General features: G+C 68.9%; 9 protein-coding genes and 1 tRNA gene. 4 read left to right on the top strand and 6 right to left on the bottom strand.

The features are described from left to right. Positions 1-132 precede the first annotated feature (132 nt). Positions 133-765 (bottom strand): trimeric intracellular cation channel family protein, encoded by a 633-nt coding sequence (locus ACRARE_RS12820; RefSeq protein ID WP_432656842.1) that lies wholly within the window; start codon positions 763-765, stop codon positions 133-135. A 127-nt stretch (positions 766-892) separates the two neighbouring features. Next, entirely contained in the window at positions 893-1108 is a 216-nt protein-coding gene (locus tag ACRARE_RS12815; protein ID WP_432656841.1) for a hypothetical protein, read from the bottom strand. An 89-nt stretch (positions 1109-1197) separates the two neighbouring features. On the opposite strand from ACRARE_RS12815, the gene ACRARE_RS12810 reads away from it, so the two are divergent. Continuing rightward, entirely contained in the window at positions 1198-2097 is a 900-nt protein-coding gene (locus tag ACRARE_RS12810) for a LysR substrate-binding domain-containing protein (protein WP_432656840.1), read from the top strand. Between the two features lie 71 nt (positions 2098-2168). After that, complete coding sequence (locus tag ACRARE_RS12805; protein ID WP_432656839.1) at positions 2169-4001, top strand: ABC-F family ATP-binding cassette domain-containing protein; 1833 nt, start codon at positions 2169-2171, stop codon at positions 3999-4001. Positions 4002-4020: 19 nt separating this feature from the next. Here the strand turns inward: ACRARE_RS12805 and ACRARE_RS12800 are convergent, their stop codons facing one another. The 4 genes from ACRARE_RS12800 to ACRARE_RS12785 all read right to left on the bottom strand — a co-directional run bounded on the left by ACRARE_RS12800 (position 4021) and on the right by ACRARE_RS12785 (position 8114). Beyond that, positions 4021-4473: a GNAT family N-acetyltransferase gene (locus ACRARE_RS12800; protein ID WP_432656838.1), complete on the bottom strand. Its 453-nt coding sequence runs from the start codon at positions 4471-4473 to the stop codon at positions 4021-4023. After that, entirely contained in the window at positions 4470-5552 is a 1083-nt protein-coding gene (locus tag ACRARE_RS12795) for an AbrB family protein (RefSeq protein WP_432656837.1), read from the bottom strand. The genes ACRARE_RS12800 and ACRARE_RS12795 overlap by 4 nt, the downstream gene beginning before the upstream one ends. A gap of 113 nt (positions 5553-5665) precedes the next feature. Then, positions 5666-5739: transfer RNA gene (locus ACRARE_RS12790), tRNA-Gly, on the bottom strand. Positions 5740-6035: 296 nt separating this feature from the next. After that, positions 6036-8114: an ASKHA domain-containing protein gene (locus ACRARE_RS12785; protein WP_432656836.1), complete on the bottom strand. Its 2079-nt coding sequence runs from the start codon at positions 8112-8114 to the stop codon at positions 6036-6038. Between the two features lie 253 nt (positions 8115-8367). Here ACRARE_RS12785 and ACRARE_RS12780 point away from each other — a divergent pair, with 253 nt between their 5' ends. Together ACRARE_RS12780 and guaB are read left to right on the top strand one after the other, a co-directional pair. Continuing rightward, on the top strand, positions 8368-9936 hold the full coding sequence (locus ACRARE_RS12780) for a DMT family transporter (RefSeq protein ID WP_432656835.1): 1569 nt from the start codon (positions 8368-8370) through the stop codon (positions 9934-9936). Between the two features lie 137 nt (positions 9937-10073). Continuing rightward, positions 10074-11522, top strand: coding sequence for an IMP dehydrogenase (gene guaB / locus ACRARE_RS12775; RefSeq protein ID WP_432656834.1), 1449 nt, complete (start codon positions 10074-10076; stop codon positions 11520-11522). Positions 11523-11708: the final 186 nt, after the last annotated feature.

Here is an 11708-nt window from a genome sequence, read left to right as displayed (position 1 = left end):
CGGGCGTGGTCGCTCGCCCGTGCCGGGCAAGGCCTTCGGCGAGGATATTTTTGGCCAAAAATAGGGGGAAGGGTGGGGCGCCCGTCGTAGGGCGGGGGTCATCCCGCCGCTGCCCGTCCGCCCATATGCAGCTTAGGAATAATCGCGCCCCTTGCGGGGGCGGAAGGCCGGTAGGGTCAGGTTGCGCATCAGCGCCGCGCCGCGCAGCGCGCAGACCAGGGCAAAGCCCGCCACGGCGGCCACCAGCCGCTCTTGCCCGCCGCTGACCAGCAGCACCGTGGCGGTGGCGCCCAGGGCGGCGGCGGTGACATAGATCTCGCGCTTCAGGATGACCGAGGGTTCCTGGCCCAGGGTGTCGCGGATGATGCCGCCGACCGAGCCCGAAAAGACCCCCATGACCACCGCCACCAGCCCGGCCACGCCATGGTCCATCGCCTTCAGCGTGCCCGCGATCACCGCAAAGCCCAGGCCGAAACAGTCCATCCACAGGATCAGCGCCATCCGTGACTGCACCAGGCTGGCGGTGAAATGCAGCAACACCGCGACGCCAAGGCACAGCGCCAGCGGCAGCGGGTTGGCGACCCAGAAGACCGGCACCCCAAGAAGCAGATCCCGCAGAGTCCCGCCGCCTACGCCGGTGGCGGCGGCCAGCCACATGAAGCCGAAGATATCCATCTCCTTGCGCGAGGCCACCAGCGCCCCGGTGGTGGCAAAGACCAGCGTGGCCAGCGCATCGGCGGCGAAGAGGAGGGGATGGTCGATCATCGGGGGCTCGCAATGGCGGAAAGGGCAGGTCTCTGTGCCAGACATGCCACGCCCGCGAAGCGTCTCGCAAGATGCCTGGCCTGCGCCCGGCGCCGCGCGAGGGCGCTTCGGACGGCGCCTTTCGGGATCAGCAGACCTTCGCGGGGCGGCGGTTGCGGCGGAAGGGCAGGCGGGCCAGCCAGGCGCGCAGGTCACGGCGCGTCCCCTCGGCACGGGCACGGCGCCGGGCCTCGCGACGCAGCTGGCGAAGCTCTCTCAGGGCCGCTCGGTTCCTGTCGAGGGAGCGGCCGTCGGGGCCAAACTCGACAGAGGCGATCATCAGTTCGGGGGATATATTGTACATCATTTCGATACACTCCAGCGTCTACTGGAGCAGATAGATATCCATGTTTTCAGAAATCTGCTAAGAAACAAGAAACTCATGAATCATACTTGAGGTATCATTTGGATCTGGACTGGAGAACCTTGCCCTCGCTGGCCTCGCTGCGGGCCTTCGAATTGACGGCACGGCGCGGCAGTTTCGCCGCCGCCGCGCGCGAACTGAACGTGACCCATGCCGCCATTGCGCACCGGGTGCGGGCGCTCGAGGCCGACCTGGGCACCGCCCTGGCGCGCCGCGCGGGCCGCAGCGTGGAACTGACCGAGGCGGGGCGACGCCTGGCGCAGCGATTGACCGAAGGTTTCGGCGCGATTGCCGAGGGGGTCGAGGAGATCCGCGAGGCGCGCAGCCGGGCGCCGGTACAGATCGCCTCGACGGTGTTCATCGCCCAGGCCGCCGTCCTGCCCAGGCTGCACGACTTCTGGCGCCTGCATCCCGACATCCAGGTCTCGGTTCTGCCCTCGCAGGAAACGGTGGACATCGCCGCCCAGGGATTCGACCTTGGGATCCGCGCGGCGATCGGCAGCGCCACCTGGCCCGGCCTTGACGCCGAGCCGCTGATCGAAAGCGCGGTGATCGCGGTCGGCGCCCCGTCGATGCTGGCACCCGGCGCGCCCGAGGCACCGGATGTGGCCGCGCTGCCCTGGATCTGGTCGCCGGGGGTTGCCTTCGAGGAAGAGACCCTCGCTGCCTTTGGTCTGGATTATCGCCAGCTGAGGAATGTGGATATCGGTGTGCCGCATCTTCATTTGACCCTGGCCCGCCAGGGCCTGGGCCTTGCCTTCACGCCTGAGATCCTGGTGCAGGAGGATCTCGCCTCGGGGGCGCTCTGCCGGGCGCCGCTGCCGTCGCCCTTCGCGCTGACCTACTACGCGGTGACGCCGGGCGGCCCATTGCGCCCGCAGGCGCGGGCCTTCATCGATTGGCTGAAAGAGGCCCTGGGCGGTGTGTGATCCGGCGCGGGCGGGCGGGGGACACCCCCATCCCGCTTGACGCCGCCCCGCCGCCTGATTAGCTGCGCGCCATGGCACAGGCACCCCTTCTCCAACTCACCTCGATCTCGCTGACTTTCGGCGGGGATCCGGTTTTCGACGATCTCTCGCTGTCTTTGCAGACCGGCGACCGGGTGGCCCTGGTGGGCCGCAACGGCTCGGGCAAATCCACCCTGATGAAGGTCATGGCGGGCCTGGTCGAGGCGGACCGGGGCGAGGTCGTCCTGAGCCCCGGCACCACCGTCGGCTACATGGAGCAGGAGCCGGACATGTCGGGCTTCGCCAACCTGGGCGATTTCGCCATGTCGCGGCTGGATGTCTCGGAGCAATACAAGGTCGAGATCGCGGGCGAGGGGCTGAAATTCGACCCCGCGCGTCCCGTCGAGACCGCCTCGGGGGGCGAGCGGCGCCGCGCCGCGCTGGCCAAGCTGATGGCAGAGGCGCCCGAGCTGATGCTTCTGGACGAGCCCACCAACCACCTGGATATCGAGGCCATCGCCTGGCTGGAGGCCGAACTGAGCCAGACCCGGGCGGCCTATGTGCTGATCAGCCACGACCGTGCCTTCCTGCGTGCCCTGACCCGGGCGACGCTGTGGGTGGATCGCGGCCAGGTGCGCCGCCAGGAAAAGGGGTTCGAGCATTTCGAAGCCTGGCGCGACAAGGTCTGGGAAGACGAGGACATCGCCCGCCACAAGCTGGACCGCAAGATCAAGGCCGAGGCCCGTTGGGCCGTGGAAGGCATCAGCGCGCGGCGCAAGCGCAACCAGGGCCGGGTGCGCAACCTGGCGGCGCTGCGCGAGGAACGCTCGTCTCAGATCCGCCGCAAGGGCGCCGCAGCGATGGAGCTGGAGGCGGGGCCTGCCAGCGGCAAGAAGGTGATCGAGGCCAAGGGGCTGGCCAAAAGCTTTGGCGGCAAGGAAATCGTCCGGGGCTTCGACCTGCTGGTCAATCGCGGCGACCGGGTGGCCTTTGTCGGCCCCAACGGGGTGGGCAAGACCACCCTGATCAAGATGCTGATGGGAGAGGTGGCGCCTGACGAGGGCACGGTGAAGCTGGGCACCAACCTGGTGCCCGCGATCTTCGACCAGTCCCGCGCCCAGCTGGACCCCGAGATGACGCTTTGGGAAAGCCTGACCGGCGACAAGGAAATGCGGGTCTCGGGGGCCGCCGACCAGGTGATGGTGCGCGGCACGCCCAAGCATGTGGTGGGCTATCTGAAGGAATTTCTGTTCGACGACGCCCAGGCGCGGGCGCAGGTCAAGTCGCTGTCGGGGGGCGAAAAGGCGCGTCTGCTGCTGGCCAAGCTGATGGCGCGGGAAAGCAACCTGCTGGTGTTGGACGAACCCACCAACGACCTGGACGTCGAAACCCTGGACCTGTTGCAGGAACTGCTGGACGATTACGACGGCACCGTGCTGCTGGTCAGCCACGACCGGGATTTCCTGGACCGCGTGGCGGGCACCACCATTGCCATGGAGGGCAACGGGCGGGCCACGGTCTATGCCGGCGGCTGGTCCGATTATCAGGCGCAGCGGGCCGAGCGGCTGGCCGAGCAGGGCGGCGCGGCGGCGAAGAAGGCCGCCAAGCCCGAGGTGGCCAAACCGGGCGCGGCCAAGCCTGCACCGGCAGCCAAGAAGTCCGGCCTGTCCTTCACCGAAAAGCACCGGCTGGAGGAGCTGCCGTCGGTAATCGAGCGGATCGAGGCCGAAATCGCCAAGCTGGAGGCCTTCCTGGCGCAGCCGGACATGTACCAGAAGGAGCCGGTGAAGTTCCAGAAGGGCACCGAGGCGCTGGCCGAACGGCAGAAGATGCTGGCCGCCGCCGAGGAGGAATGGATGGAGCTGGAGGAAAAGGCGGCGGGCTGATCGCCCCCGTGGCGTGCCGTCAGCCTGTCGTTCGGCTCAGCGTGATCCGCGGCGAGGGGCCAAAGCCCAGCTTTTCGTAGAAGGCGGTAAGGCCCTGTTCGGCCTCCGCCTGCGGCGTGATGACCAGGACCATTTCGGTGGCGCCCTGGTCCCTGGCCCAGTCGATGACCGCATGGGCCAGCAGGCGGGCCAGGCCGCGGCCGCGAGCGGCTGGCGTGACGTAGAGGTCTTCCAGTTCCGCCGACAGCCCGTATTCCACCCCGAATGTCAGCGCCCCGGCGGCCAGGGCGATGACCCGGCCGTCTTCCTCGATCAGCCAGTGGGCGGCGCGGGGGTCATCCAGCATGACGGCGAGGTTCGCGGCGACGGCCCTTGCGGGCGTGGGGATGGCATCTTCGTGGAAGAAGTCCAGGTAGAGCGGCAGCAGCGCGGCGGCATCTGCGGCCGTGGCACGGCGCAGGACGGTATTCATGCCTTTGGATCGCGGGCTGCGGTGAACCAGCCGCGCTTGGTCACCCAGCTTAGCTGCACCACGGTCAGGATGATGCGGTAAAGGTGGTGCAGGGTGACCACCGCCGGGCTGGCGTTCAGCGACAGCGCGACCAGCGCCATTTCCGTCACGCCGCCCGGGGCGAAGGAGATGAACAGGACGTCCAGGTGCAGACCCGTCAGCGGTGCCACGGCAAAGGACATGGCCAGGCCGATCGCCAGCATGGTCGTCACCGACAGGGCCGACAGCCAGGTTGCGCGCAGCAGGCGCGTCCATTCCACCCCGATGAAACGGGTCCCCAGCGAAGTGCCGATCACCACCTGGCAGCCCGAGACCACCCATTGCGGCGCCTCGATCACCGCCAGGCCCGACAGGGTCAGCACGGCGGCGCAGATCATCGGGCCGATCAGCTGCGAGGCGGGCAGGTGCAGGCGGCGGAAGACCACCAGCCCGACCAGGGCCGCGCCCAGCACCTCTGGCAGGTGCTCCAGCCCGACGGAATGGCCGTTGAAACTCATGCCCGCCGAGGAGCCGACGGGGTGGCCGTACCACAGCGAAAGGGCCACGGGCAGGCCCGCCACCACCACGATGATGCGCAGGAACTGCTGCACCGCCAGGATGCGGACATCGGCCCCGGCCTGTTCGCCTGCGATGATTGAATCGATCAGCCCGCCCGGCGCCCCGGCGTAGAAGGCCGTAGCGCGGTCATAGCCGCCCAGGCGGCGGAAGATCACGAAGTTGACCGCCTGGGTCAGTGGCACGAAAAGGGTCAGCGCCAGGATCGAGGCCCAGAGGCGCGGCACGTTGCCCACCACGTCCCAGCTGATCTGCGCGCCGATGGTCGCCCCGATGGTGGCGATGAAAAGCGAGCGGAAGCCTTCGGGGAAACGATAGTCGCGGGGCAGGGCGCGGGGCAGGGCGGCGGTCAGGATGGCGACCAGAAAGAGCGAGCCCAGCATGTAAGGCAGCGGCAGATGCGCCAGGTGGGCCAGGTAGCCGCCGGTCAGGCCGATGAGGCAGAGCGCGACGACGCGGGCGATTGTCCTGGGAAGATCTTGCAAGGTCAGCGGGCCGGTGGTCTGGGCGCCGCAACGCGCCGGGCCAGAGCTTCGGAACGGTCCAAAGAGAGGGCCGCCCGGCACCGGGCGCGGGAAAGGGATGCGCGGCTGGAAAGTGGAGCGGGTAGCGGGAATCGAACCCGCGCGTTCAGCTTGGGAAGCTGACAGGCTACCATTACATCATACCCGCCGCGCGAGGGTTGAGGTATTTCAAGGCGCCGATGCCGTCAAGCGGGAAGTGATACGCGCCAGGCGGTTGGCGGCAGCGCGGGGCGGCGAGGGGGGCGGGGGCTCTGCCCCCCTTGAGCTCTGGCGGGCTCCTTCGCGGCTGAAATCGTCCCCCGGACGATTTCCGAGACGCCGCTCAGCCCCCGGGATATTTTTGGCAATGAGAAGAGGGGGGCGGGGCGCGTCGGGGGCAGAGGGTGTGCCCGGCGAGCTGTGTCTGGGGGGGCGGCTTGTGGATCCGATGGGCAGGGCGCGGGCTTAGCCGCGGCGCCGTCTGCGGCGGCCGCCGGAGTCTCCGCCGCTGCCGCCGGTGTTGAAGCTGACATCGGGCAGGGTGACCACCTTGGCCAGCTCCGGGAAGGGATCGCTGGCATGGGGCAGGGCGTTTGCGGCGACGAAATGCGCCTGGAAGGCCGGGGCGATCGCGGTTTCGATCTTGGTGATCCGCGCCACATTGGCCTCGACCGCCGCGCGGGCCTGAAGATCGCAGAGCGCGATCCGCGCGCCGGTGCCCGCCGCATTGCCCGCCGAGGTGACCTTGGCCAGGGGCACATCGGGGATCATCCCCAGCACCATGGCGTGTTTGGCCGAGATATGGGCCCCGAAGGCCCCGGCCAGCACCACCCGGTCCACCCGGTCGACGCCCATCTCGTCCATCAACAGCCGTGCGCCTGCGTAAAGGGCCGATTTCGCCAGCTGGATGGCGCGCACGTCGCCCTGGGTCACGGTGATCAGCGGCCCGCCCTCGGCGCGGCCATCGTAGAGGACATAGGCATGGGTGCGCCCGTCGGGAACGCAGCGGGCGCTGCCGGTCTGTTCGGCCGAGCCGATCAGGCCCGAGGCATCCAGGATGCCGGCCATGCGCATCTCGGCCAGCGCCTCGATGATGCCCGAGCCGCAGATACCGGTGACGCCGGTGGCCGCCACCCGGGCGGCAAAGCCCGGATCGTCGGACCAGCGCTTCATGCCGATGACGCGGAAGCGGGGCTCTTTCGTCACCGGGTCGATCTCGACCGCCTCGATGGCGCCGGGGGCGGCGCGCTGGCCGCTGCTGATCTGGGCGCCCTCGAAGGCGGGCCCGGTGGGCGAGGAACAGGCCAGCACGCGGGTACGGTTGCCCAGCAGGATCTCGGCATTGGTGCCCACGTCGATGATCAGCGCCAGATCGTCCGAGGTTTCGGGCGCCTCGGACAGGGCCACGGCGGCGGCATCGGCGCCCACATGGCCCGCGATACAGGGCAGCATGTAAAGGCGGGCGCGGGGGTTGATCGAGGTCAGCCCCAGATCGGCGGCGGGCAGCGGCAGCGCCGAGGAGACGGTCAGGGCGAAGGGCGCCTGGCCCAGCTCGACCGGGTCGAGGCCCAGGGCCAGGTGGTGCATCACCGGATTGCACACCAGCACCGCCTCGACGATCAGCGCCGGGTCAATGGCGGTCTCGGTGGCCAGGGTTGCCGCCAGATCGGCCAGGGCGCCGCGCACCGCCGCCGTCATCTCCTGGGCGCCGCCGGGGTTCATCATCGCGTAGGACACCCGGCTCATCAGGTCTTCGCCAAAGCGGATCTGCGGGTTCATCAGCCCCGAGGCGGCGCGCACCTCGCCGGTTTCCAGGTCGGTCAGATGGGCGGCAATGGTGGTCGAGCCCAGGTCGATGGCCAGGCCGTAAAGCCCGTCTTCGTGCAGCCCGGGCCAGAGGTGCAGCAGCCGCGGCGCGGCGCCGGTATGGTCGCGGTAGACCGCCGCCGTCACCTTCCAGCCGCCCTTGCGCAGCACGGCCTGCAATTCGGCCAGCATCGAGGGGTCGGCGGTCAGCCCGGTGACGCCCCATTGCGCCTGCAAGGCGGCCGCCAGCCGCTCGAAATCGCCCGAGGGGTCGTGCATGTCGGGCTCGGCCACCTCGACATAGTGCAGCCGGGTGGCGGGGTTCATGCGCATCGCCCGGGTCTCGGCCCGTTTGCGGATCACCTGGCGGTGCACCTGGCTTTCGGCGGGCACGTCGATCACCACGTCGCCCTGGATGGTGGCCTGACAGCTGAGCCTGCGGCCGGGCGGCAGGCCCCGGGTGGCGTCGTAGTGTTCTTCCACGCTGTTGACGGGCGACAGGGCGGCGTCGGTCACCTGCACCCCATGCTTGGGAAAGTCGCCATAGGCCGGGGTGACCTGGCATTTCGAACAGATCCCGCGCCCGCCGCAGACCGAGTCGAGATCGACCCCCAACTGGCGCGCGGCGGTCAGGACCGGCGTGCCCGCCGGGAACCGCCCCCGCTGCCCGGAGGGGGTGAAGATGACAAGCGGGTCGGTCGCGGACAGATCTGCATCGGACAGGTCTTTATCGGACATGGGGGCGGGCCTCTTCCCTGGCTAGACCTTCTTGATAGGCCAGCCGGGGCCGGGCGGGAAAGCCCGGGGGCGACATGCGGCGGCAGGTGGCGACATGGACGGCGCGCGGGCCGGCCCTTCGGCCGGGGGTGGGTGCTGCCGTCATTGCGGGCAGAGAGCCGGGCGCTCGGGGCGCAAGGCCTTGATATGTTTGACCCGTCAGGCGCCGCAGCCTAGGAGGGAAGGCACCGGGGACTGGGGCGACGGGGGCCGCATGAAACTATCTGCCAACAATGCGATCTTCCTGAACGTCCTGCTGTGGAGCCTGTTTCCCCTGCTGACGATGCTGATCGGCCCCAGCCGGGACATCTGGACCGTCGCCTTCCTGTCGCAGGTGGTGGGCCTCTTGGTGGTCTGGCCCTTCGCCGGGGCCTCGGCCATCTGGACGGTGACCCGCCGCGCCCTGCGCCAGGAGCCGCGCTTTTTCTTCCTGATGGCCGCGGCCTCGGTCTTCTTGCAGTATTTCTTCGCCCGGTCGGCGGTGATCGTGTCGGGGGCCGTGTCGATCGTCATCCTCGAGCTGTGGCCGGTGCTGGCCTATGTCTTTGCCGGGCGTTTCATCCGCAAGGACTGGGAACGGCCGGGCATCGGCAATCTGGCGGTCATGGTGCTAAGCGTCTTCGGCCTGCTGGTGACGATCTTTCCCGAACTGGTCGAGGCCCGGCGCGCCCAGGGGGGACAGTGGGAGGTTGACCTGTCGCTGCCCGGGGCCGTGGGCGTGGGCTTTGCCATCCTGGCGGCGGTGGCCTCGGCCGCGACGATCCTTCAGGCCGAGCTGGCGAACCGCGTGGCGCCGGTGCGCGGCATGGGCGATGCTGCCGCCATGGTGGGGGCGCTGCGCGTGGCGGGGGTGGTGATCTGCGGCCTGATGGCCGTGGCCAACGGACCCGAGTTCGCGGATCCGCAGGTCTGGGCCCTGGGGCTTGGCTTCGGCGTCACCGGCTTCGGCCTGGCCTCGTTGCTGGCGGTCTACGGGGTGAACTTCACCCGCAGCACCTCGTCGATCCTGCTGTGGTTCCTGGCGCCGCCCCTGGGGCTGTTCTGGGTCGCGGTGATCTATGGCGGGCGGATCGAGGAAACCACCCTGGTGGGCTTTGCGATCATCTTCCTGGCCAACAGCTTTCTCAACACCGCCGAGCTGCGCCGCCCCTCCTTCATCATCTCGCTTTGCGCGCTGCTGCTGTCGGGAGGCGCGGTGCTGTATCTGCCCGCGCTGCCCGAGCCGGGCTATTTCGACGTGATCACCGTGCTGGTGGCCTTCTTCTCGATCTTCACCGCCTTCATCGTGTCGCGCAAGACAGAGGTCTTCGCCCAGGAGGCGCATCTGCTGGCCGAAGCCTGCGAGGGCTGCGACGCCGCCGCGCGGCTGCGGCTGATCGAAGGGCTGGAGCGGGGCGAGCCGAGCGCCGATCGCGCCGAGCCGCTGCTGGAGCGGCTGATCCTGCTGCGCGCCGCCTCGCCATACTATTCCGAGACCATCGTCTCGACGATCCTCGCCCTGTCGGTGATCTGCATCGCCCTGGTGTTCCGCCCCGGCACCCTGCTGGGCGACGCCTTTGCCGTGGTGCTGGTCTTCGCGGTGACCTATTCGCTGATGCATCTCTACGAGATGACCTCGCGCCGCCGCGCCTGGCGCCGCCTGGCCGAGCTGCTGCGGCAGGACGTGGTGGCCCTGGCGCGGCGACAGCGGCAGCTGGTGTTGTTCTGCTTCGTCGTCGCGGCCCTGCTGCTGGCCATCGGGGTGCTGCTGACCAACCGCCACCTGCACAGCCTGCTGGCCTGACCTGGGCGCGCGGCCCGGGGGGCAGTCACCCGCATGGCGGCCATGCGTGGCGGGGCAGGCGGGCGTTTTCGCCTTTCCCCCTGTACGAAGACATGCAATAGGGGGGCGCCAAGTGATCTTGTCCATGGAGTGACCCGATGGAGATTCGCGAGGCTCTCACCTTCGATGATGTTCTTCTTGTTCCGGCGGCCTCGTCGGTGCTGCCCAGCACGGCGGATACCCGCACGCGGGTGACCAAGCGGATCTCGATGAACATCCCCCTGCTCAGCTCGGCCATGGATACCGTGACCGAGGCCCGCATGGCCATCACCATGGCCCAGGCCGGAGGGATCGGGGTGATCCACAAGAACCTGGACCTGGAAAAGCAGGCCCAGGAAGTGCGGCGGGTGAAACGCTTTGAAAGCGGCATCGTCTACAACCCCGTCACCCTGCGCCCCGATCAGACCCTGGCCGATGCCAAGGCGCTGACCGAACGCTACGGGTTCACCGGCTTCCCGGTGGTGGACGAGAACCACAAGGTGGTCGGTATCGTCACCAACCGCGACATGCGCTTTGCCCAGAAGGACGAGACGCCGGTCAAGGTCATGATGACCCACAAGAACCTGGCGATCCTGCACGAACCCGCCGACCGCCAGCAGGCGATCGACATGATGCGCGAACGGCGCATCGAAAAGCTGCTGGTGACCGACAAGAGCGGTCGTCTGACCGGGCTGCTGACCCTGAAGGACACCGAGAAGGCCGTGCTGAACCCCACGGCCTGCAAGGATGACCTGGGGCGGCTGCGGGTGGCGGCAGCCACCTCGGTGGGCGACTCGGGCTACGAACGCTCCGAGGCGCTGGTGGATGCCCAGGTGGACATCCTTGTGGTCGACACCGCCCATGGCCACAGCGCCGGGGTGATCGACGCGGTGAAACGGGTCAAGCGGCTGTCCAACGACGTGCAGGTGATCGCCGGCAACGTGGCCACCGCCGAGGCGACCCGCGCGCTGATCGACGCGGGCGCCGATGCGATCAAGGTCGGCATTGGCCCGGGCTCGATCTGCACCACCCGCATGGTGGCGGGCGTGGGTGTGCCGCAGCTGACCGCGATCATGGATTGCGCCCGGGCGGCGGGCGACGTGCCGGTGATCGCCGACGGCGGCATCAAGTTCTCGGGCGATTTCGCCAAGGCCATTGCGGCGGGCGCCAGCTGCGCCATGGTGGGCTCGATGATCGCGGGCACCGACGAAAGCCCGGGCGAGGTGATCCTGTACCAGGGCCGCTCGTTCAAATCCTACCGCGGCATGGGCTCGCTGGGCGCCATGGCGCGCGGTTCGGCCGACCGCTACTTCCAGAAGGATGCGGCCAGCGACAAGCTGGTGCCGGAAGGGATCGAGGGGCAGGTGCCCTACAAGGGCCCTGCGGGCGCGGTGATCCACCAGCTGGTCGGCGGTCTGCGTGCCGCCATGGGCTATACCGGCTGCGCCACCGTGGCCGAGATGCGCAGCAACTGCAATTTCGTGAAGATCACCGGCGCGGGCCTGTCGGAAAGCCACGTGCACGACGTGCAGATCACCCGCGAAAGCCCGAACTACCGCATCGGCTAAGGCCGCATGTCCCCGGCAAGATCCGGGGCCAGAGAGATCCGCAAGAGGGCCGGGGCGCAGCGCGCTTCCGGCCCTTTTTACGTCCCCGGGCGCCGGGGGACGGAGGGGCGGGGGGATTCGTCCACAGGGGCCGATCCGCCCTCGCCAGGGCCTGTCTCGGCGCCGTTCCGTCCGGTTGGTCGGGCA

Origin of the sequence: Pseudooceanicola aquaeponti (assembly GCF_050897975.1) — a bacterium.
In the GTDB taxonomy this organism is placed as follows: domain Bacteria; phylum Pseudomonadota; class Alphaproteobacteria; order Rhodobacterales; family Rhodobacteraceae; genus Pseudooceanicola.
Note: the sequence above shows the minus strand (reverse complement) of the source record. Positions and strands in the feature narration are given on the sequence as shown.

Excerpts from the sequence above, each read along its gene's own strand:
- ACRARE_RS12820 (WP_432656842.1), bottom strand. The coding sequence starts at position 765 with ATGATCGACCATCCCCTCCTCTTCGCCGCCGATGCGCTGGCCACGCTG.
- ACRARE_RS12815 (WP_432656841.1), bottom strand. The coding sequence starts at position 1,108 with ATGTACAATATATCCCCCGAACTGATGATCGCCTCTGTCGAGTTTGGC.
- ACRARE_RS12805 (WP_432656839.1), top strand. The coding sequence starts at position 2,169 with ATGGCACAGGCACCCCTTCTCCAACTCACCTCGATCTCGCTGACTTTC.
- ACRARE_RS12800 (WP_432656838.1), bottom strand. The coding sequence starts at position 4,473 with ATGAATACCGTCCTGCGCCGTGCCACGGCCGCAGATGCCGCCGCGCTG.
- ACRARE_RS12785 (WP_432656836.1), bottom strand. The coding sequence starts at position 8,114 with ATGTCCGATAAAGACCTGTCCGATGCAGATCTGTCCGCGACCGACCCG.
- ACRARE_RS12780 (WP_432656835.1), top strand. The coding sequence starts at position 8,368 with ATGAAACTATCTGCCAACAATGCGATCTTCCTGAACGTCCTGCTGTGG.
- guaB (WP_432656834.1), top strand. The coding sequence starts at position 10,074 with ATGGAGATTCGCGAGGCTCTCACCTTCGATGATGTTCTTCTTGTTCCG.